At 39.3% G+C, this 24197-nt stretch carries 22 protein-coding genes; 13 read left to right on the top strand and 9 right to left on the bottom strand.

The features are described 5' to 3' along the window. Window positions 1-24: 24 nt before the first annotated feature. The 5 genes from B6F02_RS00605 to B6F02_RS00585 all read left to right on the top strand — a co-directional run bounded on the left by B6F02_RS00605 (window position 25) and on the right by B6F02_RS00585 (window position 4105). Complete coding sequence (locus B6F02_RS00605) at window positions 25-333, top strand: phasin family protein (RefSeq protein WP_080145469.1); 309 nt, start codon at window positions 25-27, stop codon at window positions 331-333. A 60-nt stretch (window positions 334-393) separates the two neighbouring features. Further along, the gene (locus tag B6F02_RS00600) at window positions 394-1995 is read left to right on the top strand and encodes an ABC1 kinase family protein (protein WP_080145468.1); all 1602 of its coding nucleotides are present in this window, start codon (window positions 394-396) and stop codon (window positions 1993-1995) included. Between the two features lie 78 nt (window positions 1996-2073). Next, window positions 2074-3048: an aromatic acid exporter family protein gene (locus B6F02_RS00595; protein ID WP_080145467.1), complete on the top strand. Its 975-nt coding sequence runs from the start codon at window positions 2074-2076 to the stop codon at window positions 3046-3048. Between the two features lie 39 nt (window positions 3049-3087). Next, window positions 3088-3561, top strand: coding sequence for a DUF4430 domain-containing protein (locus B6F02_RS00590; RefSeq protein ID WP_080145466.1), 474 nt, complete (start codon window positions 3088-3090; stop codon window positions 3559-3561). After that, entirely contained in the window at window positions 3548-4105 is a 558-nt protein-coding gene (locus B6F02_RS00585; RefSeq protein ID WP_080145465.1) for a hypothetical protein, read from the top strand. The genes B6F02_RS00590 and B6F02_RS00585 overlap by 14 nt, the downstream gene beginning before the upstream one ends. A gap of 41 nt (window positions 4106-4146) precedes the next feature. Here the strand turns inward: B6F02_RS00585 and B6F02_RS00580 are convergent, their stop codons facing one another. From B6F02_RS00580 to B6F02_RS00570, 3 genes are read right to left on the bottom strand one after another with little or no spacing between them, the layout of a single operon-like run. Further along, window positions 4147-4698 (bottom strand): hypothetical protein, encoded by a 552-nt coding sequence (locus B6F02_RS00580; RefSeq protein WP_080145464.1) that lies wholly within the window; start codon window positions 4696-4698, stop codon window positions 4147-4149. A gap of 6 nt (window positions 4699-4704) precedes the next feature. Beyond that, complete coding sequence (gene floA, locus B6F02_RS00575) at window positions 4705-5691, bottom strand: flotillin-like protein FloA (protein WP_143745179.1); 987 nt, start codon at window positions 5689-5691, stop codon at window positions 4705-4707. Between the two features lie 28 nt (window positions 5692-5719). Continuing rightward, window positions 5720-6328, bottom strand: coding sequence for an NfeD family protein (locus B6F02_RS00570; protein WP_080145462.1), 609 nt, complete (start codon window positions 6326-6328; stop codon window positions 5720-5722). 588 nt (window positions 6329-6916) lie between these two features. On the opposite strand from B6F02_RS00570, the gene glgB reads away from it, so the two are divergent. From glgB to B6F02_RS00540, 6 genes are all read left to right on the top strand, one after another. Continuing rightward, complete coding sequence (gene glgB, locus B6F02_RS00565) at window positions 6917-8827, top strand: 1,4-alpha-glucan branching protein GlgB (protein ID WP_143745157.1); 1911 nt, start codon at window positions 6917-6919, stop codon at window positions 8825-8827. 134 nt (window positions 8828-8961) lie between these two features. After that, the gene (locus B6F02_RS00560; protein ID WP_080145461.1) at window positions 8962-10107 is read left to right on the top strand and encodes a glucose-1-phosphate adenylyltransferase; all 1146 of its coding nucleotides are present in this window, start codon (window positions 8962-8964) and stop codon (window positions 10105-10107) included. Next, window positions 10097-11269 (top strand): glucose-1-phosphate adenylyltransferase subunit GlgD, encoded by a 1173-nt coding sequence (glgD, locus tag B6F02_RS00555; RefSeq protein WP_080145460.1) that lies wholly within the window; start codon window positions 10097-10099, stop codon window positions 11267-11269. Before B6F02_RS00560 ends, glgD begins: the two co-directional genes overlap by 11 nt. Window positions 11270-11277: 8 nt before the next feature. Next, a complete protein-coding gene (gene glgA, locus B6F02_RS00550; protein WP_080145459.1) occupies window positions 11278-12717 on the top strand; it encodes a glycogen synthase GlgA in 1440 nt (479 codons plus the stop codon). A gap of 101 nt (window positions 12718-12818) precedes the next feature. Further along, window positions 12819-15254: a glycogen/starch/alpha-glucan phosphorylase gene (locus B6F02_RS00545; RefSeq protein ID WP_080145458.1), complete on the top strand. Its 2436-nt coding sequence runs from the start codon at window positions 12819-12821 to the stop codon at window positions 15252-15254. Between the two features lie 138 nt (window positions 15255-15392). Continuing rightward, window positions 15393-16646 (top strand): NCS2 family permease, encoded by a 1254-nt coding sequence (locus B6F02_RS00540; RefSeq protein ID WP_179128491.1) that lies wholly within the window; start codon window positions 15393-15395, stop codon window positions 16644-16646. A 58-nt stretch (window positions 16647-16704) separates the two neighbouring features. Here the strand turns inward: B6F02_RS00540 and B6F02_RS00535 are convergent, their stop codons facing one another. Then, window positions 16705-17049: a DUF4828 domain-containing protein gene (locus tag B6F02_RS00535; protein ID WP_080145456.1), complete on the bottom strand. Its 345-nt coding sequence runs from the start codon at window positions 17047-17049 to the stop codon at window positions 16705-16707. Window positions 17050-17351: 302 nt separating this feature from the next. Beyond that, window positions 17352-18173 (bottom strand): undecaprenyl-diphosphate phosphatase, encoded by an 822-nt coding sequence (locus tag B6F02_RS00530; RefSeq protein WP_080145455.1) that lies wholly within the window; start codon window positions 18171-18173, stop codon window positions 17352-17354. A 250-nt stretch (window positions 18174-18423) separates the two neighbouring features. Here B6F02_RS00530 and B6F02_RS00525 point away from each other — a divergent pair, with 250 nt between their 5' ends. Continuing rightward, window positions 18424-18927 (top strand): PTS sugar transporter subunit IIA, encoded by a 504-nt coding sequence (locus B6F02_RS00525; RefSeq protein WP_080145694.1) that lies wholly within the window; start codon window positions 18424-18426, stop codon window positions 18925-18927. A gap of 72 nt (window positions 18928-18999) precedes the next feature. On the opposite strand, the gene B6F02_RS00520 is transcribed toward B6F02_RS00525, so the two are convergent. From B6F02_RS00520 to B6F02_RS00505, 4 genes are all read right to left on the bottom strand, one after another. Beyond that, window positions 19000-19623: a flavin reductase family protein gene (locus B6F02_RS00520; RefSeq protein ID WP_080145454.1), complete on the bottom strand. Its 624-nt coding sequence runs from the start codon at window positions 19621-19623 to the stop codon at window positions 19000-19002. A gap of 2 nt (window positions 19624-19625) precedes the next feature. Beyond that, window positions 19626-20633 (bottom strand): ring-cleaving dioxygenase, encoded by a 1008-nt coding sequence (locus tag B6F02_RS00515; RefSeq protein WP_080145453.1) that lies wholly within the window; start codon window positions 20631-20633, stop codon window positions 19626-19628. Beyond that, window positions 20630-21508: a VOC family protein gene (locus B6F02_RS00510; protein WP_080145452.1), complete on the bottom strand. Its 879-nt coding sequence runs from the start codon at window positions 21506-21508 to the stop codon at window positions 20630-20632. Before B6F02_RS00510 ends, B6F02_RS00515 begins: the two co-directional genes overlap by 4 nt. Before the next feature lie 165 nt (window positions 21509-21673). Beyond that, window positions 21674-22705, bottom strand: a complete 1032-nt coding sequence (locus B6F02_RS00505) for a lactonase family protein (RefSeq protein ID WP_080145451.1) — start codon at window positions 22703-22705, stop codon at window positions 21674-21676. Window positions 22706-22909: 204 nt separating this feature from the next. On the opposite strand from B6F02_RS00505, the gene B6F02_RS00500 reads away from it, so the two are divergent. Beyond that, a complete protein-coding gene (locus B6F02_RS00500) occupies window positions 22910-24106 on the top strand; it encodes an AI-2E family transporter (RefSeq protein WP_143745155.1) in 1197 nt (398 codons plus the stop codon). Window positions 24107-24197: the final 91 nt, after the last annotated feature.

Here is a 24197-nt window from a genome sequence, read left to right as displayed (position 1 = left end):
ACAGATTGAGAAAGGAGTACTTTTATGTTAGTAAACGAGATAAAAAAAGCTTTATTGATTGGTGTCGGCGGTACTGCTCTTGCCGTTGAAAAATCAATGGAACAAATTGATCGACTAGTAGCAAAAGGAAAACTCTCCGTTGAAGAAGGAAAAGCACTAACGTCCGAACTGATTCGCAATAAGAATCAGCAGTCTGTGGATCTAGAAGAAAAAGAACGGCTTGAAACGCTGCTGTTGGAATTGAATGTAGCACAACGACAAGACATTGATGACCTTGAAGCTAAAGTTCAAGAATTAGAAAGAAAACTGGAAACTCATTCTAACAATAAATAGCAAAAAGGGTGCTAGTTAGTTTATGCTAACTAGCACTATTTTTAGAAAGGAGGTTGCCAGATGCCTGCAAAATCAAACCGAGAACGACTTAGAGAAATTGCTTCTGTGTTAGCTTCATATGGTTTTGGTCATATTTATCACACAAGAATAAAATCCAGAAACAAAGAACAAGATGCAAAAAACCTGAGACGGGCTTTTGAAGAATTGGGACCTAGTTTTATTAAAATTGGCCAAATCATTTCTACTAGAAGAGATTTACTGCCGGATAACTATATTCAAGAACTATCAAAACTGAGGGACAGTGCACCTCCTTTTCCTTTTACGACGATTGCTGAAATATTCAAATCAGAATCTGGTCAGGCCTTAGAAGAAGTGTTTGAGTATGTTGATGAGAAGCCATTAGCTAGCGCTTCCGTTGCTCAGGTACATAAAGCTAAACTATTGACTGGAGAAGATGTCATTATTAAAGTGCAGCGTCCGGATATAGAAGAAAATCTATTGCGGGATATTCGATTGTTTTCTCGTATCGTTTCTATGGCACCCAATACTGTTAAAGAAATGCTGGTGGATGCAGACTCTGCCTTCAGAGAGATGCTGGAAACGACAAAAATAGAATTAGACTTCAGAAATGAAGCAAAATATTTAATGAAGTTTCGTGATTTAAATCGTTCGATTAAAGCCGTCAGTGCACCGAAACCTCATGTAAGTCTTACTTTTAAACGGGTTTTAGTAGAAGAATACGTTGAAGGAATAAAAGGATTAAATGAAAATCAAATTATAGAAGCTGGCTACGATAAAAAAGATATTGCAGAAAAGTTAATGTATTCTTTTCTATCGCAGGTTTTTCAAGATGGATTTTTTCATGGTGATCTTCATCAAGGAAATATGATCATTAAAAATCAGCAAATTGTGTTTATTGATTTTGGCATTACAGGAGAATTGTCTCCTGAGGTTCGAGAGAGCCTGATCCGTTTGATCAAATCACTAGTACTGGAAGATATAGAAAGTATGATGAATATTTTACTTCAAATGGCTATTGTCAAAACGAAAGTGAATCGTTTTGCACTCAATGAAGACTTAACGGATTTCTATCATACCTATGCCTCTAGAAGCTTTAAAAATATTGATTTAAGTGTGTTTTTCACAGATGTTTTATATATTACGCATAAATATAAAATGATTATGCCGAATGATTTTCTGTTATTAGCTAAGTCGTTGACGATATTGGAAGGTGTGATCACTGAACTCTATCCAGATGTAAATATCTTAAATATTGCTTCAGCTTATATCAAAAATAATGACAGTGTTTCTTTTTTTGATTCCGTTACAAAAGATAAATTGATGGTAGGTCTCTACCAATTTGCGCAGAATTCTTCTCAACTGCCGACAAAACTTTCAAAAGCATTAGACTCGGTTAATAACGGGAGATTAAAAGTTCATATCGATTTAGTGGACGGGAATGCTAAGTGGACGGGCTTAAATAAAATGGTCAATAGAATCGTTTTTGCCGTCATCATTGCTGCACTGATCTTAGCTTCTGCTGTTATATTGGCTGTAGCAGAAGGTACGGGCGTCTCAATACTGGCTATCATTATTTTCCTTGGTGCTGGGATAATGGGACTGTGGCTGCTGATCTCTATTATAAGGTCTGGGACCTTGTGACGGCTGAGAAAACTAAGGCGGGTTAGAATATTTAAATAAGAAACTTTATTCAGTAATTTATAAAGCAGGAGAATCAATATGACGATACCGATGAGAACGATAAAAATAGTATCAGCTGCATCATTGGCGATTATACTGTCTCAATTTTTATCTTTAGAGTCTGCTTTAGCAGCAGGCGTAATTGCAATTTTAAGTGTGCTGGAGACAAAACAAGAATCCCTGCTAACGGCAGCTGCGAGAATTGGTTCCACTGTAATAGGCTTCATAGTGGCAACTGGTTTGTTTTACTGGATTGGCTTTAATATTTTTGCGTTCGGTCTTTACTTATGTGCATTTATTCCGTTGTCTTGCCTATTTCGCCTGCAGTCTGGGATAGCTCCAACAACGGTTCTGGTCACGCATTTTATGACAGCTGAAAGTATCAGTTGGTACTGGCAAGTCAACGGAATGGCGTTAATGGTCATTGGTGTGAGCGCTGCGCTGCTGGTCAATATGTGGATGCCCTCGCAGCAAGACAAGCTGAAAAAAACCATTTTCAGTATAGAACAGCAAATGAGCGAAACACTTATCATGTTTCAGGAACAGTTGCTCGGGGAAAAGAACTATAAGCTGGTATACCAGCAGTTAAGACAACTAGAGTCTACCATTCAGCAAATGGATCAGTTAGCATTTCAAGAATATGAGAACCAAGTCTTCAATAGAAGCAGTTATTATGTAAAATACGCTCAAATGAGAAAAGAACAGCAGATTATTATGCAGAAAATCTGCGATAATCTTCCGCTTGTCCATTTAGCGACAGAGCAAAATGATATCTTGGCCAATCTGTTTGTAGAAACAGCCGCTCAGTTGCATGAACAGAATACAGGATTGCAGTTGCTGCACGATATATCTGATCTCTACGATACCTTTAAGAGGTCTCCATTACCTGCTACAAGAGAAGAATTTGAAAGCAGAGCAATACTTTATCAAATTTTAACGGATTTCGAACGGTTTATTAAACTGAAAAGAGAGTTTTACATAGATGAACGACAACAATTAGAACAAAGATTGTAAATTCGATATAGAAATCAAGAAAAGGAGATACAGATCAATATGAAAAAGATGATAGGAATAGGTCTATTATTCAGTTTACTAGTGGCTGGATGCGGAACAGATACACCTGCTTCAGAGGACACAGAAGAAGCAGGTGCTAATGATCCTTCAAGCAGCGAGGATTCCAACGCATCCTCTGAAGGTATACCTGAAAATACAATGGAAGATCCAATTACAGTCTCTTTTGACTTTGAAATTGATGATGACCTTTATGAAGTTGATGAAAGTACGATCGAAGAATCGGTTGATACAGCAGAAGGAACTACACTGATGGAAGTCATGAAAGAGCAGTATGAAATAGAAGAAGAAGGTGGACTGATCACTTCTATCGAAGGTTATGAACAGAGTGAGGCAGAAAATATATACTGGCTTTATGAAATTAATGGAGAAACAGCTACTATCGGTGCCGCTGACTACACAGTTGAAGATCAGGATCAAATTACTTGGACGCTTGAACCGTATGAGCAGAACTAGTGTTAAATTCTCCATTTATCGACTAACAACGTTAGCTTTGTTGATCGCTTGTCTACAGACTAGTCGGTTTTTGTTTAGTTTTTTACCCAATGTTCAGCCGATCACGGTTTTACTGATTTTAATTACGTTGACATTCGGATTAATCGATGGATTGATTGTGGCAGCAGGGACCATGCTGGTATCTAACCTGGTTTTAGGAATGGGACCTTGGACCTTTGCACAAATCGGTGCTTATGCAGTGATTGTGCTGCTGACTTATATAGCAGATCATTTAATGATTGGAAAAACAGTTCGTTATCTTTTTTGGCTGCTGTTTTCTGGCTGTACGGGATTATTGTATGGTCTGTTGATTTCTATACTGCAAGCACCAATTCTGGGATTATCATTTTCAGGATTGATCGGCTACTGGATAGCGGGGCTGTGGTTTGATGGATATCATGCAGCTGGCAACATCGGCTTTTTTATTATACTGTATCCAACCGTTACTCCTATCTTCCAAAAAGTCAGTGATAAATTAAACAGTTCAAAACAAAGAAACCACTAAGGAGGGACCTGCTAACACAGGTTTCCTTAGTGGTTTTGATTTTACTTATCGTCTTCTCGAAGGGCAATCGGCTTATCTAGTATTTCTTTGTATAAGATTGCATTGGCAGTCTTATTGCGATTGAACAAAGGAGAGACTTGTTTTGTTTGTTTGGTTGTTTTCTTCTTTTGCAGCTTCGCTACTTGCGGAGCTGCAGGTCCGGGCGTCTGTCTTCTTGAGTATGGTTCGCGTGCGCTGCGTCCGGCGCCGCGGGTACGATCCATTTTCTGGCGTTCGCTTCTTCTTCGGTTTCGCTCTTGAGTTACTGCTTGAGCAGCAGAACGTTGCCGACTGGAAGAGGCAGCATAAGTTTCTCTGGCAGGTCGAGCAGTTGCAGACCGCTGTTTCTGTGGGGTATTGCGGCCAGCTGATCTAGCTTTTTCTGCAGCAGAGCTGGCAGAATACGTTTGAACAGAAGAATGAAAAGATTTATTTTGTTTTGGTGATTGACGTTTGTTCTGTTTGTTATTCTGTTTTTTACTTAAAGAGCCAAGAATTGCCGATACAACACTAAAGAAAACGAATAACTGAATTAACCAGATTATGAGATCCATACGTTATCACTCTTCTTCTTCGTTAGGTTCCGCCTGAGTAGATATAGAATTTCTCATATCAGTATCAGCATTGATATTTTGCATTTTGTAGTAATCCATTACACCAATTTGGCCTTTACGCAGAGCTTCAGCCATTGCAAGAGGAACACTGGCCTCTGATTCCACAACTTTAGAACGCATTTTTTGTGTTTCAGCACGCATTTCTTGTTCTTGTGCAATCGCCATTGAACGTCTTTCTTCCGCTTTAGCTTGCGCAATGTTTTTGTCTGCTTCTGCTTGTTCAGTTTGCAGTTTTGCCCCAATATTTCGTCCGACATCAATGTCGGCAATATCAATGGACAGAATTTCAAAGGCCGTTCCAGAGTCTAAACCTTTGCTTAGGACAGTTTTAGAAATCATATCTGGATTTTCTAAAACATCAGAATGTTTATCTGCTGAACCAACAGTCGTTACAACACCTTCACCAACACGGGCAATGATTGTATCTTCGCCGGCACCACCGACAAGACGTTCGATGTTGGCACGAACGGTTACTTTAGCTTTAGCAACGATTTCGATACCGTCTTTAGCAACGGCTGCGATATCTGGTGTTTCAATTACTTTAGGATTAACAGAAACTTGAACGGCTTCAAACACATTACGACCAGCAAGATCGATTGCAGCAGCTTTTTCAAATTCCAAATCAATATCAGCACGGTGAGAAGCAATCAGTGCATCAATCACTGCATTAACATTTCCGCCAGCTAAATAGTGTGCTTCCAGCTGATTGGTATTGAGCTCCAGACCAGCTTTTGTTGCCTTGATCAATGGTCTAATGATCGCGTGAGGGCTGACCTGACGCAGCCTCATTCCTACCAAAGTACCTATACCGACTTTAACACCAGAGAAATAGGCTGTAACCCATAGTCCAACAGGAACAAATCGAAGGAATATACCTAATACAATTAAAACAATAACGGCAATTATGATAATACCGATATAACTTTCTCCCATAAATCCATCCACACTTACCATCTCCTATTTATTTTTTCTTTACAACAACTTTTGTGCCCATGACTTTTTCAACAATGACTTCAGTATCTTTTGAGATATGTCCGTCAGAACTTAAGACATCCACAATTGATTCTTTATTTTCTCCAAAAGAGACTTTTCCGGATGGACGTAAAGGCGTTTGGGCGATACCCTCTAGGCCAGGTGTTATTTGTACTGTCTTTTTAGTCGTTTCTGCTTTTTTATCACTTTGCAGATTTGTGTTCAAAATCAATTTATTGGCATTGGCAAGAGAGTATCCATTATGAATAAGATAAAATACCACACCTGAAGTCAACACGACAGATAAACTGAAATCGCGAATTGTTGTACTGAAGTCGCCAATCGTCAGGTATAGACCGACAATCAGCAGCACGGTTCCTAACGCGCCGGCAAGTCCGAATTCCGGTATAAAAATCTCAAATACGATCAGCAGCAGACCAATAGTAAACAATACGATGGGCAACCAGGTTTCTACACCGATTACACTAAAGTAAAGAGTGAAACTGATCAGGGTTAATGCAAGACCAGTTTTAGACAAAGGAGTCAAAATCGCGAGAACGACACCTATGAATCCAACAGCAAGTAATAATCCTTCCATTTTTTTAAGCCTCCTTTTTTGATTATGTAACCTCCTTCGATCATCTTACAAGACTAATGATACCATTTTAACATTATGATGTCATCGGTCTAGAGTCGGATTGTCTAAACAATCGGGAGCTACTTTTGTTTAGACCCTTCTAATCGAAATAAAGCAGCAATCAAAATAACAGATAATATTTCAAATGTTAAGTTTGCTGAAAATGAATCTAATGTTAAAAATTTTGTTTAAATGTTAGAACAAACGAAAAGTCTCTTTATTAATCAGGATGGAAATGTATAAATATTTATCAAAACACATATAAATGTAACGGCTTACTAATTACCAAGTTGAGTAAACGACTGTTTCAGTACTACCATATCAATCTTTCTAATTTAATTAAAGCAAGAGAGAGAGCTGTATTTCTTCTTGAAAAAAAGAATAACTACAAGTGGAATCATTTGGTAATGCATCTTAACTGAGATACAATAACTATAGTAGTGAATAAATATATTATTTCACAGCACAGTATGAATTTGTACATTATTAATACTGAACAGTTCTAACTGTTAAAATGTTCAGGCAGAACATGAAAGGAGGTCTTTATGAGTGCATGATAATGCAAATACAGAAAGTACAGATATAGCATTTGAACAATCAATTTATCTTTTTAACCGTGGTGAGAACTTTGACAGCTATCTGACGTTAGGATGTACGGCAGCTGAAAATGGATTTCGATTCACCGTTTGGGCTCCGAATGCTCAAAATGTATTTGTTGTCGGAGATTTCAATCAATGGCAAGAAGAAGCGGCTATGGAGATGGACTTGGAAACTGGCGTATGGTCAATGACGATACCAGAAGCACGAAATGGAGATCATTATAAATATAAAATCATTCAAGCAGATGGCAAAGTAGTCTACAAGATAGATCCTTATGCGTTTGTTTTTGAAGTAAGACCAAAAGATGCTTCGGTTGTAAAAGCATTGCCTCACCGAAAATGGTCAGACGGTCTATGGATGGCTAACAGAAAGCGCAGACGTATTTATGAAAGACCTTTAAATATTTACGAAGTGCATATGAGTTCATGGAAGCAGCATGAGGATGGCAGCTGGTATACTATTCCAGAACTGCAAGATGAATTGATTCGTTATGTAAAAGAAATGGGCTACACCCATATAGAATTCATGCCTTTAATGGAACATCCACTGGACGCAAGCTGGGGATATCAAGTGACAGGGTTTTATGCACTTTCTTCAAAATTCGGTACGATGGAGAACTTTCAGGATTTTGTGGAAGCTGCGCATCAGCAGAATATTGGTGTCATTATGGATTGGGTGCCGGGGCATTATAATCGCAATGACTATGGGCTTGCTTACTACGATGGTACACCGCAGTTTGAATATACGGATAAAAACCGGGCAGTCAATAATCGATGGGGGACGTTGAATTTCGATTTAGGAAAAGCACAAGTGCACAGTTTCCTGATTTCTAACGCGCTTTACTGGGTAGAACAGTTTCACTTAGATGGTTTGAGAGTAGATGCAGTCAGCAACATGCTTTATCTGGATTATGATGAAGGCGAATGGACGCCCAATGAAGATGGAACAAATCACAACCGTGAAGGTGTGAGCTTCATTCAGAAGATGAACAAAGTGCTGTTTGAACGCCATCCGGATCTGCTTGTCATGGCAGAAGAAAGTACAGCTTGGAAAAAAGTTACTCACCCAGTACATGAGGGCGGTCTTGGATTTAATTATAAATGGAATATGGGCTGGATGAACGATACATTGAGATTTTTTGAAATGGATCCAATTGATCGCAAGCATCAGTTTAACTTGATCACGTTCTCTTTTATGTATACATTTGACGAGAATTTTGTATTACCGATTTCTCATGATGAAGTGGTGCATGGCAAAAAATCTCTGATGCATAAAATGTTTGGTGACCGCTATAACCAGTTCGCAGGACTAAGAACACTGGAAACTTTTAAAATGATGCATCCCGGGAAAAAATTGCAGTTCATGGGATCTGAATATGGTCAGTTTTTAGAATGGAAATATGCTGAAGGGTTAGAGTGGGTAGATCTTGAGGACCCGGTCAACCGAACGCACCTGAATTTTACTAAACAGTTAAATCAGTTTTATAAAGAAGAAAAAGCACTATGGGAATTAGATCATCAAAAAGAAGGCATGGAGATTTTGGATGCCAGTCATAATGAAGAAACGATATTGTTCTTTATTCGAAAAGGGAAAAAGGCAAGAGATTTCTTGATCGTATTATGCAACTTTGTTCCAGTGGAAAGGCAAGATGTCCGTGTCGGTGTTCCATATAAAGGACAATATGAAGAAGTGTGGAACACAGAAGCCGAGTCGTTGGGTGGAACCTGGACGGTTGGCCAAGGAGTGTTAAAGACTGAGCCTATTTCTAGACATGGATATGATCATTCGGTTAAATTGATATTGCCAGCACTTAGTGTGACAGTTCTGAAACCGAAACGAATCTATGGTGTTCCAAAATAACACATCCGACATTATTACTTAACTTTCAGTCGATCGAATCAGCCCGTACAAAGTAATCAGCTTCACTGAACGCACTAAAAAGGAAGATCTTGATAAGGAGGGAAGGAAGGTCTAACAGACACTTCCGAAGAAGTATGAAAACTGAAACAGTAGCAATGATATTAGCCGGTGGTCAAGGATCGAGGCTAGGAAAACTGACAAAGCAAATCGCCAAGCCAGCAGTACCGTTTGGCGGAAACTACCGTATTATCGACTTTGCATTATCTAACTGTGCCAACTCAGGCATTAATAATGTAGGAGTGGTTACCCAATACCAGCCGTTAGTATTGAATCGCCATGTTGGAAATGGATCCAGCTGGGGTCTGAATCGTCACAATGGTGGAGCAACAATCTTGCAGCCTTATTCAAGTGTGGACGGAGAAAAATTCTTTAAAGGGACTTCACACGCGGTTTACCAGAATATCAATTTCATTGATCGCCAGAATCCTGATTATGTAGTCATCCTTTCAGGAGACCACATTTATAAAATGGACTATGAAAAAATGCTGGACTTCCACAAAGAAAAAGCAGCTTCGTTGACAGTGGGCGTTATGCCGGTCGAGTGGGAAGAAGCTTCTAGATTCGGTGTGATGAATACGGACCGAACAGATCGAATCACGGAATTCCAAGAAAAACCGGATGAACCGAAATCCAACCTAGCTTCTATGGGAATTTATATTTTCAACTGGCCTCGTCTGAAGCAATATTTGATTGATAACCAGTCTAAAAACCGTCAGATGGATGATTTTGGACATCACGTAATTCCAGCATATCTGAGAAACAGTGAATCTGTTTATGCTTACTCTTTCAAAGGTTACTGGAAAGATGTCGGGACAGTAGAAAGTCTGTGGCAAGCGAACATGGAATTCTTAAATCCTGAACATGAATTAGATATTCGCGACTCCAAGTGGAAAATCTATTCACAAAATCCCAATACAACCCCTCAGTTCTTGACGAATACAGCAAAAGTCAAAAACTCTATGATTACAGATGGGTGCTACGTAGCTGGAGAAGTCGATCATTCAATACTATCGCACAATGTTAAAGTCGGTAAACATTCGGTAATCAAAGACAGCGTAATTATGCCTGGAGCGGTTATCGGGGAAAATGTTAAAATTGAAAAAGCCATTATTGGAGAAAATGCCAATATCTATGATGGTGCTACAATTATAGGAGACAATGGAGAAATTTCCGTTGTCGGTTATGGAGAAGAAGTAGGAGGCTATAAAGATGCGGAATGATATAGCAGCAATCTTTAATTTAGTAGAAAATGATGAAAAGTTAAGACCTTTAACGAATCGCAGACCGATTGCGTCCTTGCCGTTTGCTTGTCGCTATCGTCTAATCGATTTCCCATTCTCAAGCTTATATAATGCTGAAGCAGTATCAGCTGCATTATTTATTTCTGAATCAGGACACTCACTTTATGATCACATCCGTTCAGGAGCAACTTGGGGACTGGACTCTATTGCAGGCGGCGGTGTTTTCACTCACTCACAGATTCGATTGAAAACCAACAGTACGGATGAAGATTTTACACCGGCTTACTATGATGATCACTATAAATACGTGACAAAATCAAAAGCAGACTATGTTCTATTGATGGGATCCAGTGTTCTATCTAATATGCATCTAGATTCTCTAATCAATTATCACAATGAAAAACAGAGTGAAGTGACTATCGCTTACAAAAATGTACCACGAACTATACTGATAGAAGATTCTGTTTATAATCACTATACATTTGATGAAGAAAAAGCAGGAAATATTACTGCCGTGAATCCAGTAGCAGAAACGCCAATGAATGATGATATGATTTCTTTAGGAATAGAAGTAATGGTGATCAACAAGAAAACGTTCCTGGACTACCTGCAAAAAGCTAGAGAACAAAATCTTTGCGTTAGTGTAAACAGTTTCTCCAAATTAGCATTAGAAGATGGAGACCCAATGTATGGTTATGAGTACACTGGCTATTTAAAACCGATTGAAGATCTGAAGAGCTATTTCGAAGCGAATATGGATATGCTGAATGAGGATAACTTTAATGCACTGTTTTATAGAGCAGATCCAGTTCTGACACGTTCGCAGAATTCTGCCCCTTCTTATTATGGTGAAGAAGCCGCTATTCATAATTCACAAGTGGCAAATGACTGCGAAGTATATGGAGAAGTAACTAATTCTTTACTATTTAGAAAAGTCAAAGTAGCTGAAAGTGCAAAAGTTGAGAATTCTATTGTTATGAAAAACTGTTATATCGAAGAAGGTGCCACACTAAACTACGTCATTCTTGATAAACACGTGTATGTCAAAAAAGGTGCTCACTTAGAAGGAACACCAGAAAATCCAATCGTCATTGGGAAAAATGAGATCGTCGAAGAAGACGGGACTCTGATGAGAGGATGACAGAGAAAATGAATATTGTCTTTACAGCCTCAGAGTGTGCCCCGTTTTTCAAAACGGGCGGATTAGGCGACGTGATGGGCGCACTGCCAAAAGAATTAGCCAAAAAAGGTAATGATGTCCGTGTCGTGCTGCCGTTTTACAAGCAGAAAATGCCTCAGGAGTTTCAGGAACAGTTGACCGATGTAACGAGTTTTAATCTGCGTGTCGGCTGGCGTAATCAGTATTGCGGGATCAAGCAGCTGAAGATGGACGGCGTAGTCTACTATTTTGTTGATAATCTCTATTATTTTGACCGTCCTGAACTCTATGACTATCCGGACGATGGCGAACGCTTTGCTTTCTTCTGCCAAGCGGTCGTTGAAATGCTGGAAAAAGTTGACTTTATTCCTGATATCCTTCATGTCAACGATTGGCAGACAGCTGTTATCCCAGTGCTGCTGAAAGATAAATACCATTGGGTCAATGCACTGAAAGACATCAAAACAGTATTGACGATTCACAATATCTTGTTTCAAGGCAAGTTCGATCAAGTGGTTCTATCGGACTTGTTTGATATGGGATACAGTGCCTTCCATGATCATGGTTTAAAATATGAAGAACAGGTCGGATGGTTAAAAGGCGGCATCTACTATGCGGATCTAGTGACTACAGTCAGTCCCACCTATGCTGAAGAAATTAAAACAGCCGAGAATGGTTATGGACTGGATCAAGATTTGAGCAATGTATCTTATAAATTAGTTGGGATCTTGAATGGGATTGATTATGATGTTTATGATCCAGAAAAAGACCCGATTATACCGGCACAATTCACCGTGGACAACTTATCCGGCAAAAAGAAAAATAAAGCAGCACTTCAGGAAAAATTTGGATTACCTGTAGATGAAGATGTTGCGCTGATCGGCGTGGTGACTCGCTTAGATGAGCAAAAAGGTGTTCAACTGATTGCTGAAGCAATGGATGAACTGCTTTCGCACAGACAAGTTCAAGTCGTACTGATTGGAACCGGAAAGCCTTACTTTGAAGACTCATTCCGTTACTTTACAGATAAATATCCAGATAAATTCAGTGCCAGAATTGAATTTGACAGCAATTTGGCACAGTGGATCTATGCTGGATCCGATGCCTTTTTAATGCCGTCTAAATTTGAACCTTGCGGATTATCACAATTGAACTCTCTGCGCTATGGCACACTGCCTATCGTCCATGAAGTCGGTGGACTGGTAGATACGGTTACGCCATATAATAAAGAGAATGGTGAAGGCAATGGATTCAGTTTTTATGGCTTTAATGCCCGGACCATGCTTGAAACGATCGATCGAGCACTTTCTGTTTATTACGACCAGCCAGAGCAGTGGCATAAAATGGTTGTCACAGGTATGAAGCAAGATAACAGCTGGGACAAGTCAGCAGAAAAATATCTTGATCAATATAAATACTTAATTTATTGATCAGCAACCGTTACCCTTGAAATTTCCTTTGTAAGCAACACACGGGAAACCTTTCAAGGGTCTTCGTTTAACCGAAGCCAAAGCAGAACAGGAGGAACACCATGTTTACATCAACAGATAAATTTGTTCAAGCGTATAAAAAATTATTTCAGAATCGATATGCCTTTACTTATGAACAAGGAACAACAGAACAGCAGTATATTGTTCTAGCGACACTGATCAAAAATCAGTTAGCTGAGAACTGGCAGGCAACAAGAGAACAGTACTTAAATGAAAAAGTGAAGCAGGTCTATTACTTTTCAATGGAGTTTTTACCAGGCAGACAAATGAAGAGCAATGCGTATAATATGGGTATTCTTTCTGAAATTGAAAAAGGCGTTGCTGAACTGGGTCTGAACTTTGATGAACTTGTTGAAGCGGAAGCGGATCCGGCATTGGGTAATGGAGGGCTTGGACGTCTGGCTTCTTGCTTTATGGATTCACTGGCTTCTTTAGGGATTCCTGGAAATGGCAATGGAATTCGGTATCAATACGGTTTGTTTCGTCAAAAATTCGTGGATGGACATCAAGTTGAACTGCCGGAATATTGGCTGAGAAACCAGAATGTCTGGGAAACTAGAAATGATCAGTCTTCTTATATCGTTCGTTTCGGCGGACATGTATGGATGGAAATAGATCACCAAGATCACTGGATTCCTAAATATGAAGGAACACAGAATGTACTTGCGGTTCCTTACGACACGCCAATGGTTGGGTACCGAACAAATAAAGTGAACAACTTGAGACTATGGTCAGCAGAGATACCGGTAGAAGAAGAAGAAAACTATCATACGGTTCAAGAAACAGACCAGATCAAAGGCATCACACAAGTATTGTATCCAGATGATTCTAATTATGAAGGTCGACTTTTACGTTTGAAACAAGAGTATTTCATGGTGTCTGCCGGTGTGCAGTCAATCGTTAGACAATTTCAGAAGTATAATCTGCCGAGAAAGTTTTTCCCGGAAAAAATCGCTATTCATATTAATGATACACATCCAGCCTTGGTTGTAGCTGAATTGATGCGGATCTTAGTGGATGAAGAACATTTGAGCTGGGAACAAGCATGGGAGATTACTTGCAAGACATGCAGCTATACCAATCATACTGTCCTCAGAGAGGCGCTGGAGAAATGGCCGATCGATATGATGCAGTCTTTGCTGCCGCGGATTTATATGATCATTGAAGAAATCAATCGTCGTTTTGTTGAAGAGACTTTACCGCTTTACGGAGAGAAGTTAACGTGGCAAACTGCTATACTGCAAGATGGAATGGTGAATATGGCGCACTTAGCCATTATTGGCAGTCATAGTGTCAATGGAGTTGCTCAACTGCATACTGAGATTTTGATGAATGATGTACTAAGAGACTTTTTCACCCTCTATCCAGGGAAATTTAACAATAAAACCAATGGGATCACACAGAGACGCTGGATGCATCTAGCTAATCCTAGATTGACTCAATTAATAGATTCAAAAATTGGAGAGGAATGGAAACAGAATCCGGCAGAGTTGAAACTGCTGAAGACCTTCGAACAAGATGACGACACATTAGAGAAGCTGGCAGAAGTCAAGCTTCAGAACAAAACAGATTTGGCGGACTATATTGAGCAGCAACATGGATTAAAAGTGAATCCGCAGTCTATATTTGACGTCCAGATCAAACGGCTGCATGCATATAAACGGCAACATCTGAATGCGTTGCATATACTTGATCGTTATCTGAGAATCAAAGATGATCCTGCTATAGACATCCAACCGCGTGTATTTTTGTTTGGGGCTAAGGCTGCACCGAGTTACACATATGCTAAACAGATCATCAAACTGATTAATGCGATCGCTGACTTAGTCAATAACGATCCAGACGTCGGAGATAAAATGAAAGTTGTCTTTTTTGAAAATTACGGCGTCTCTTTAGCAGAAAAGATTATTCCGGCAGCAGACGTAAGTGAACAGATTTCATTAGCTGGTAAAGAAGCTTCAGGAACCAGTAACATGAAACTGATGGCGAACGGTGCAATGACTTTAGCTACATTGGATGGCGCAAATATTGAGATCAAAGAGTATGTTGGAGAAGACAATATTGTTGTCTTTGGTCTTTCCAGTACAGAAGTTGATCAGCTTAATCAGAGCCATGCTTATCACTCAAAATCACTTTATGAATCTAATGAACGATTGAATCGTGTGTTAAATGCATTGATTGATGGAACCATTCCGAATGCTCAGCAAGAAGGAGAAGCTGTCTTTGATTCTCTGGTTCATTATAATGATGAATACTTTGTGCTGGAAGACTTCGATGACTATATTGCTGCTCAAGATAAAATTGATCAACTGTATGCAGACAAAAAGGTATGGAACCGCAAGTCGCTGCTGAATATTGCTGCTTCAGCTCCATTTTCTGCAGATTACACAATTAAACGATATACTGAAGAAATCTGGAAAGCTAAACCGCAATGTACAGATAAAGAAGGCGTGCAGCCATTAAATGAACCCATCTAATCACCAGTGAATCAGAAAGTGAATTAGAAAGATTAAAGTGGGCTCAATTGGTTTTACAATGTTTTGCTTTTCATTTCAGCCATTAATTGTTAAACTATATCGTGCTGTTATAAAGATAAAGCAAAAGGACGAGATGATGTGCTGAAAAGATTTAACTTAAAACAATATCATACTTCAATTAGACAAGAAGTGCTGGCAGGGATCGTAGCGTTTTTCTCTGTCTCCTACATTTTATTTGTGAATCCCAGTATTCTGGCAGAAGCAGGAGTACCGGCAGAATATAGTGTGTTTTCCACTATTTTTGTTGCGGTGATCGGAACCTTTTTAATGGGAATCATGGCAAATGCCCCGCTGGTTATGGCACCGGGGATGGGTGAGAATGCCTTTTTCGCTTTCACCCTAGTAGCGGGGCTTGGAATGACTTGGCAAGAAAGTCTGGCCGCGGTGGTCGTTACGGGTGCACTGTTTGTGTTTGTCGCTTTTTCGGGAGTGATGAAGCTGTTCAGCGAATCGATTCCTAAAGTGTTAAAACAGGCGATTACGGTAGGGATTGGTTTATTTTTGATCTTGATTGGACTTGAGAATGCAGGACTGTTTATTGATAGATCCCTGCAATGGAATGGAATCGGACTTGCTGGCATTTTACTGGTTCTTTTAGTGAAAAGACTGAATATCAAAGGCGGGTTCTTAGTTGCAATCTTGTTGACGACGGTTCTCTACTGGCTGTTCAATCTTCAATCCTTTGAAGTCGTAGAATTTAATTTAGGAAACTTGATGGGGTATAGCGAGTTACTGCAGGCGCCGGATTACAGCCGTGTGTTGCGCTTTGAATTCTGGCTGGGTGTATTTTCACTCCTGATGCTGCTGATTTTTGAAACAATCGGCATGCTTGAAGCGTTCATACCAGAACAAGAGCGGGCTGATCAGGGCTATAAAGTCGGGGCAGTGACTGGATTGCTCTCAGGACTGCTCGGTACAAGCCCTGCCATTCCAGTAGCTGAAAGTGGTGCGGGTATTGCAGAGGGCGGAAGAACTGGACTCACAGCAGTGACAGTCAGCGGATTGTTTTTACTGTCTATTGTATTGACGCCGTTTCTTTCTTATATCCCTTCAGAAGCTGTCGGACCAGTCATTATTATAACAGGAGCGACAATGGCTCTAGCGAATATCACGAAGCTGAAAACGAATCATGCATTGGAATGGCTGCCTTTAGGATTGATTATGCTGCTGATTCCCTTAACCGGCAGTATCGTAGAAGGAATGGCATATGGGTTTATCGCTTATCCGCTTGTACAAGTTGTTTTAGGCAAAAAAGAGTCGACGAACCGCATTCTGTGGATCATTAGCGGTTTATTCTTACTCACATTGATTTCGACATTTTTACTGTTATAAAAAATGAAAATACCCCCGTGAAGCAAATCAACTTTGCTTCACGGGGGTATTTATATGATCAGTGTTCTTTTACGATCGGATAGGTAATGCCTTCTAGTTCATCGAACAGTACATATTGTTCATTCTCAATTTTTTCCATAATCAGCTGATATCCGAATCGATCTTTCAAGATCAACTGATCCGGCGAATTCTGAGGCAGGATGTCTTTTAAAGGATAAGTGTTATAATATCCTTTCCCTTCAGAAGAAATCTCCAGTGAGCCTTCTTTTAAAGCTTTAGGCATAAACACTGTCCAGCGGCCGATTAGTTCTGTTTCTTTTATAGGATTTTTAATAGAGGACTCAGCATGTGTTTTAGGACGAAACAGTGAAATAAGTTTTTGGATGACTGATAAACGATTCATTCTATAAATAGACCCCTTTTTATTCAATGCGGTTAACGTATAAGCATAGTATAACGATAAATTGTTTTAAGGATGTATCAATCATGTTACGTTTCTCCGAGGTTTTCTTAAAACTCATTTCATCGTGTTACAACAAAAAGGAAGAGCAGGTTGAGAGTTGAACAATCCAGGCAGCGCATCAGAAGTGGTAGGAATGAGAAAAAGTGTTTAGGCAATAGTTATGTAGTCGCATTAAATGATACGGTTGAAAAAAGCCACTCTGCTCAATAGCAAAGTGGCTGTCCAAAAGATCGAATATTGGTTTATCCAATGATCAGGAAATAGGCAATAACAACTGCTCCGGCGACAATCCTGTACCATCCGAAAGAACTGAAATCATGACGACGTATATAGTTCATCAAGAACTTGATTGCAAAAACAGAGACAATAAAGGATACAATACAACCAGCGAGTAAAATCATCAATTCTTCAGAGGTAAAGCTGAAACCAAACCCAATCAATTTCAATAAGCTGGCACCAAGCATAACCGGTATCGAAAGGAAGAAAGAATACTCTGCTGCTATAGGACGAGCAGTACCAATCAAGATAGCTCCTACAATCGTTGCGCCTGAACGTGAAGTTCCGGGAATAAGGGCCAGGACTTGAAACGCACCAATAATGAAGGCAATTTTATAGGTCAAGTCTTCCCACGTTGTCACCTTTGGTTGATTTCCTTTATTTCTCTTTTCAATGACGATAAAAGCAAGTCCGTATACAATTAAAGTAATTGAAACCGTAACCCAATTATAAAAATACTGATTGATCAAGTCTTCGAAAAGAAGCCCAATAACACCTGCCGGTATAATCCCGACTAAAACTTTGAACCAGATATTCCAAGTTTCTCTTTTCTGTGCTTCATTTTTGGAAGGGGCGAAAGGATTTAATTTTGTGAAATAAAGCAAGATAACTGCAAAAATAGAAGCAAGCTGAATCACTACAAAAAACATTTCTTTAAATTCTTCGCTTGCATTAAGTACTAGAAACTCATCAAACAAAATCATATGTCCTGTACTGCTGATGGGCAGCCATTCTGTAATTCCTTGAACGATACCTAAAATGATCGCCTTAATAATTTCGATAACCATTATATAAACTCCTATTCCTTTTTAACAAATTTGTATTTTAACTTGTTCATCATACCGAATTTCTTCAAACTTTCCAACTTTAATTATCAAATTTAAAAGTTTATTAAAATCTATTCAAAAATCTTTCAAATAGTCGTATCGGTTCAACTCTCATCCAAAACTATGGTAAAATAAGATATAAGAAAATCGGTCGGCAGGATCTGCATGTCGTCTGAATTTGATTAAAAAAATCATGAAAGTTGGGTTAAACATGGGAATGTTTGATTTTCTAAAAGGTAAAAGCGGTAACAGCAGTTCAGAACAAACTCTGGTCAGTCCAGTTAATGGGAAAGTCATTGCGATCGAAGATGTAGAAGATCCAGTGTTTTCACAAAAAATGATGGGAGACGGCTTCGGTGTTGAACCAAGCGACGGAGATATTTATGCTCCAGGTTCTGGAAAAGTAGTCAGTGTCTTTCCAACACAGCACGCGGTCGGTTTAGAATTAGATAACGGCGTAGAAGTATTGGTTCATATCGGAATTGATACAGTAGAGTTAGGCGGAGCGCCATTCGATACGTTAGTCAAAGAAGGCGACAAAGTTACACCGGATACAAAAATCTCAACAGTAGATCTGACAGCACTAGCAGAAGCCGGTAAAGAAAACACGGTTATTATAGTCTTCAGTAATATGGATCAAGTAGAAAACTTTGAGTTATCTACAACTGGAGAAACTTCTAAAGGTACTGAAATCGGAAAAATTTCATCTAAGTAGTAGATTATAATCATAAAAATCCTCTTTAACCACTGAATCGAATGGTTAAAGAGGATTTTTCTATTTAAACAGTTATTCTGTCGGCCGTTTATAAGTGAATAAGCGGCCCATCTCAGCGTATTGGATTCCAGATAAGCGTGCTGTCGGGTTTAACGCTTCCGGCAGAATGTATTCTTTTTCCAGGTCGAAAACTGATTCTGCAAAATAAAAGTCGGTGACTTTTAGCAGAAAGAGATCTGACACGGCTTGACCGGCATCATCTTTGACTTCTACATGCTGATGCAAGGTAGTCTCAAATCGAATACGCGCTTCTTTGATTCCAGGCACTTTTACGGTCTGACTATCGATCAGTGAGAGACTCGTTCTTGTTAGTTCACTTTGTTCTGGAGCCAGCGGAGCTGCGGTTTCATTCATTTCTTTTGTAAGATCAACATCAACGATGTGCACAACAGCTTCTTTTTGGTCTAGAATATTTCTAGCCGTATCTTTCAGCTGTCCATTTGAGCGCAAAACAGCGACTGTAAGCAAAGGAATTTCGTTAGAAGCAGCGCTGAAAAAACTGAAAGGTGCAGCGTTGACTATTTCATCAAGTTCATTTAATGACGTTACCCAAGCGATAGGGCGGGGAATTACGCTCCCGGAGATCATTTTGTATTGCTGCTTTTTACTTAATTTTTCTGATTTAAAATGATACATCTTTAGGCCTCATCGAATCCGAAGTACTCTTTTTCAAAAGTCTTCGTACTTCTAACAGTATCAATCGGACGGACCATTCCTTCGATTTGCTCACGGTGAGCTTCATAAGCGGGCGGCAGGGCTAGTTTTTCACCAAGATTTTCATAGCTCTCTTGATAATCAATAAATCCTGGACCATCTGTTGCAAACTCAAATAAGACACCAGGATACATACGGGAATAAAGGGACTCAAAATAGAAACGATCCACATATCCAGAAGTAGCAAACCCTAAGTTGCTTAACCGTTCAGTCCATAAGTCAAGCACAGAGCGATCCTCGACACGGAATGCTACATGGTGAACACTGCCGTAACCCTGACGAGCTGGAGGTAAAATAGTACTGACTTCAAGAATCAGACGACCGCCGTTTCCGCCTTCGCCCATTTCAAATAAAACCAGAGAACCATCTTGCGCAATCTTTCTGAAATGCAAGGTATCTTCTAATATAGTAGACATACGGTTCAAGTCAGAAACTCTGATCACCACAGGGCCTAGACCATAAATACCGAATTCTTCTGGAACTGGTCCGTTTTTCCAAGGTTTTCCTGGTGCTACACCTTCAAGATTTTCATCAGAAACAAGTTGATATTGCTGTTCGTCAAAATCTTCAAACTGAATCACTTTGACTCCGAATTGTTCTTTGATTTCTGAGTGTTTGACATCGAAATGTTCAAAGCGTTTCAGCCAGTAATCCAATGCTCTATCGCTTGGCACTCTGAAAGAAGAACGGGCAATATCATTTGTTCCTTTAGATCCTTTTGGTACATTTGGAAAATCGAAGAACGTCATATCTGTTCCGGGATTTCCTTCATCATCGGCAAAGAACAAGTGATACGTTTGAATATCATCTTGATTAACCGTTTTTTTCACTAAACGAAGACCTAGTATATTTGTAAACCAATCATAATTTTTTTCTGCGCTGCTTGTGATGGCTGTGATATGATGGATTCCTTTAATTTCTTGAGTTGTCATTTTGTATTCCTCCTAAAATAGTTCTGTTTATGTTTAAACGTTGTTATGGTGGTTCCGAGTGTTTCCAGTGGTTCATCAATCGTAAAACCAGGCGACTTGGTGGCTAACTCGATTCTCAAACCGGCAGGGCTTTTAACGTATAAGCTTTTAAAATAGTGCCGATCAGTCAACTTTTCGACAGTGTATCCTAGTTTGACGGCGCGTTCTTTGAAAGCGGTCAAGTCATCAGGAGAGTCTACGCTCAATGCAATATGATCGATTGTTCCTTTGCCGAAGCGTGTTCGTTCATCTGTATTTGACGGAAGAATCTCTAGTCGTTCAGAAGAGTCAAGAGTTAAAAAAGGGAAATCGGTCAGGCCCAACCATTCTGTATAAAACGTTTCTTCAAGCTCTGTGTTTTCTACAAGGATCTCTACTGTATGGATTCCAGAGATCTGGTGTTTCCCTGGAACAGAAGAATGGTTCGTACTAGATTCTCCACTCAGTGTGTCACTCGTTTCAGCTAACCTTAGTTCCAGACCGTCTGGATCTGAAAAAGTCAGTTGATGCTGATGGTTTGTGGAATAATCGATCGCAAAATCCGTGAGCCGATTCTGCCAGAAAGACAGACTGCCAAAAGGGACGGATAGCGTTATGCTCGAAAAATAATGATTGTTCAGATAGCTGTGTCCAATCTTTGGATAAACAAAAAAGGTCAATAGTGTGCCCGGTGCACCAGAATAGTCCCCATAAAATAAATGAGGTGTCTCCCAGTTTTCCTGATGGAAGGTCTGTTTAACGAGGCGCATCCCCAGTACTTGGGTATAAAAGTGTACGTTTTGCTCCTTAGATTTTGTAAAAGCTGAAATATGGTGAAACCCTTTAATGTGAGGCATTAGATCATCACTCTTTCTGCTGGTCAATGACAGTAAAAAAGACGAATGATATGCTCAAGAAAATCCTGTCCAATTTATCTCGAATTCGTTGTATTTAGTGTACACCATTTACTTACAAAAGAAAAGAGGTGCTGTTTAAAAAGCACCTCTTTTCAATCATTTAACTTATAAGAAGACTACACAAACCACTTCTGGCGCGTAAACATCTTTTTGAAGCAAGCTTAATTTACCTGTTTCAGTGTCTCTTTCAAACAAAGTCAAATTATCAGTGTCCTGGTGACCGACAACAACGAACTGTCCAGATGGGTCGATATTGAAGTCTCGAGGAATTTCCCCCTCAGTGGGTACATATTCTACTAATTCTAAAGTACCGTCTTCTTTGACACTGTACACAACAATTGAATCATGTCCGCGATTGGATGCATACACATATTTACCGTCGTTTGAGATACGGATTGCAGCACCACCGTTAAATTCAGTGTGCTCTTCTGGAATAGAAGAAATAGTTTGCAAATGAGAAAGTGTACCATTCTCGCTGTTGTATGAAAGCGCAAGAACATCACTGCTTAATTCTCCAAATAAATAAGCAAATTGGCCATTTGGATGGAATACGATATGACGCGGTCCAGTTCCTGGAGCTACAGAAATTACATCCACTTCAGATAATTTGCCTTCTTCATCTACTTCATAAGTAACCACTTCGTCAGTTCCCAAGTCGCAGGCGATCAAGTACTTTTCATCTGGTGTCAAATCAAAGTAGTGTGCATGAGCAGATTTCTGATTTTCATGAACAGATTTTCCAGAATGCTGAACAGAATCAGCTAGTGTCAGTGATCCGTTCTCATCTGTTTTAAAAACAGCTACTTCGCCTGTATGATAATTTGCTGTATAGACAAAATTTCTTTTTGAATCATACGCTACATAACAAGGAGAAGAGCCTTCCTGCGTAAAGACATCCGTTGTCGCATAAGAACCATCATCGGTTTTCTTCAGTGCATTCAAACCGCCTTTATCACCATTTTTTAAAACGGTGTATAAACGCTCACCATTTTCAGTGGCAGCTAGATAAGTCGGACTTCCCACCTCTGCTTCAACTTGCAGATTAGACAATTTTTTTTCATTAAGATCTAATTCAATGCTATAAACACCTTTGCTGTCGCGCTTAGTGTAAGTTCCTAGTAAAACTTTCTGAGTCATGAAAATCGACTCCTCCTTTTATTTTAAGATTGTTATCCACAGTATACCAAAACATTGAATAATTATGAAACGGAATTCACTATTCAAAATGTAAAGGTTTACTAGACTGTTTTTAAATAGGAAGATTTATCTTTTATTTAAGTCTTTTTGTTGTTTATCTATGATAGAATGAGAGATGCAAGCAATGTAGCAGGAGGGCTAAACATGAAACGAGAACCGCACCAATCACAATCCAGTAATATAAGACAATCATGGTTCTGGAAAAAAATTATTGACAATAAAGTGGTCACTATTTTGCTGATCAGCTTACTGATTTTCTTTAATATTTATATGCTTAGTCAAATTTCAGCTGTTTTCCGGCTAATTGAAATCGTATTGAGTATCATAGGACCGCCAATCGTATTTTCTGCTATTTTTTATTATATGTTAAATCCTATAGTTGATTGGCTTGAGAAAAAAAGGTTTTCCCGCAATTCTGCCATTGCACTTGTGTTTGCGCTGATTATTCTAATGTTTATTGTAGGAATCAACTATATTATTCCTATCATTCAAAGACAACTGGAATCCATAGTGAATAACTGGCCTGACTACTGGAATAGTCTTATGATACAACTTGATCAGTTGCTGGGAACAGAAGCCTTCACTGATTTTATGCAACGAATCAGTGATACTTCACTGATCGGAAGTTTGAGTAGTCAGGCTTCTGGATTTTTAGATGTAACAGTAGGCGGGATTGGCAACTTTATCGGATTACTTACTCAAGTAGGTATTACATTATTTACTATTCCTTTTATCGTGTATTATTTGTTAAAAGAAGGCAAAAAAATTCCAGACAATATATTGCGGTTTATTCCAACGAAGGCACGTACTTCAGTCAGAGAAATCCTGGCTGACATCAATCGACAAGTCAGCAATTATGTTCGAGGACAGTTGCTGGTCGCGATGAGTGTGGGACTGATGTTCTGGATTGGATTTTCTATCGTTGGATTGGATTTTGCGCTGACATTAGGAATATTTGCTGGAATTATGAACTTGATTCCATACCTTGGTTCTTTTTTAGCAACCATTTCTGCCGTCATTGTAGCAATTGTACACTCTCCGTTCATGCTGGTAAAAGTCCTGATCGTTTTTGTTATTGAACAACTGCTGGAAGGACGAGTGATTTCTCCACAGATTATCGGAAATACGCTTAAAATCCATCCTATCAATATTATCTTTTTGCTTCTAGTCTCTGGTCGACTGTTTGGAGTAATGGGCGTCATCCTGGCGATCCCAGGGTATGCTGTATTAAAGATTATTATTTCAAAACTGTTTGAATGGTATCAAAGCCATTCTGATCTATACGAAGATAACCCTATAGTAGAACCGGAAGTATTAGAAACAGAGGAAACTGAAGAATAGCAAGTAGCAAATAGCAAAATCCCAAATAATGGGGTTTTGCTATTTTTTAAAGGGTTTATGAAAATAAATTGAAAATCAAAAACTTGCGACT

Source organism: Marinilactibacillus piezotolerans, assembly GCF_900169305.1.
In the GTDB taxonomy this organism is placed as follows: Bacteria; Bacillota; Bacilli; order Lactobacillales; family Carnobacteriaceae_A; genus Marinilactibacillus; species Marinilactibacillus piezotolerans_A.
This window is presented reverse-complemented; position numbering and strand designations above follow the sequence as displayed.

What these genes read in the sequence shown, in the direction of transcription:
- B6F02_RS00605 (WP_080145469.1), top strand. Translation starts at nt 25, where the DNA reads ATGTTAGTAAACGAGATAAAAAAAGCTTTATTGATTGGTGTCGGCGGT.
- B6F02_RS00600 (WP_080145468.1), top strand. Translation starts at nt 394, where the DNA reads ATGCCTGCAAAATCAAACCGAGAACGACTTAGAGAAATTGCTTCTGTG.
- B6F02_RS00595 (WP_080145467.1), top strand. Translation starts at nt 2,074, where the DNA reads ATGACGATACCGATGAGAACGATAAAAATAGTATCAGCTGCATCATTG.
- B6F02_RS00590 (WP_080145466.1), top strand. Translation starts at nt 3,088, where the DNA reads ATGAAAAAGATGATAGGAATAGGTCTATTATTCAGTTTACTAGTGGCT.
- B6F02_RS00585 (WP_080145465.1), top strand. Translation starts at nt 3,548, where the DNA reads ATGAGCAGAACTAGTGTTAAATTCTCCATTTATCGACTAACAACGTTA.
- B6F02_RS00580 (WP_080145464.1), bottom strand. Translation starts at nt 4,698, where the DNA reads ATGGATCTCATAATCTGGTTAATTCAGTTATTCGTTTTCTTTAGTGTT.
- floA (WP_143745179.1), bottom strand. Translation starts at nt 5,691, where the DNA reads ATGGGAGAAAGTTATATCGGTATTATCATAATTGCCGTTATTGTTTTA.
- B6F02_RS00570 (WP_080145462.1), bottom strand. Translation starts at nt 6,328, where the DNA reads ATGGAAGGATTATTACTTGCTGTTGGATTCATAGGTGTCGTTCTCGCG.
- B6F02_RS00560 (WP_080145461.1), top strand. Translation starts at nt 8,962, where the DNA reads ATGAAAACTGAAACAGTAGCAATGATATTAGCCGGTGGTCAAGGATCG.
- glgD (WP_080145460.1), top strand. Translation starts at nt 10,097, where the DNA reads ATGCGGAATGATATAGCAGCAATCTTTAATTTAGTAGAAAATGATGAA.
- glgA (WP_080145459.1), top strand. Translation starts at nt 11,278, where the DNA reads ATGAATATTGTCTTTACAGCCTCAGAGTGTGCCCCGTTTTTCAAAACG.
- B6F02_RS00545 (WP_080145458.1), top strand. Translation starts at nt 12,819, where the DNA reads ATGTTTACATCAACAGATAAATTTGTTCAAGCGTATAAAAAATTATTT.
- B6F02_RS00535 (WP_080145456.1), bottom strand. Translation starts at nt 17,049, where the DNA reads ATGAATCGTTTATCAGTCATCCAAAAACTTATTTCACTGTTTCGTCCT.
- B6F02_RS00530 (WP_080145455.1), bottom strand. Translation starts at nt 18,173, where the DNA reads ATGGTTATCGAAATTATTAAGGCGATCATTTTAGGTATCGTTCAAGGA.
- B6F02_RS00525 (WP_080145694.1), top strand. Translation starts at nt 18,424, where the DNA reads ATGGGAATGTTTGATTTTCTAAAAGGTAAAAGCGGTAACAGCAGTTCA.
- B6F02_RS00520 (WP_080145454.1), bottom strand. Translation starts at nt 19,623, where the DNA reads ATGTATCATTTTAAATCAGAAAAATTAAGTAAAAAGCAGCAATACAAA.
- B6F02_RS00515 (WP_080145453.1), bottom strand. Translation starts at nt 20,633, where the DNA reads ATGACAACTCAAGAAATTAAAGGAATCCATCATATCACAGCCATCACA.
- B6F02_RS00510 (WP_080145452.1), bottom strand. Translation starts at nt 21,508, where the DNA reads ATGCCTCACATTAAAGGGTTTCACCATATTTCAGCTTTTACAAAATCT.
- B6F02_RS00505 (WP_080145451.1), bottom strand. Translation starts at nt 22,705, where the DNA reads ATGACTCAGAAAGTTTTACTAGGAACTTACACTAAGCGCGACAGCAAA.
- B6F02_RS00500 (WP_143745155.1), top strand. Translation starts at nt 22,910, where the DNA reads ATGAAACGAGAACCGCACCAATCACAATCCAGTAATATAAGACAATCA.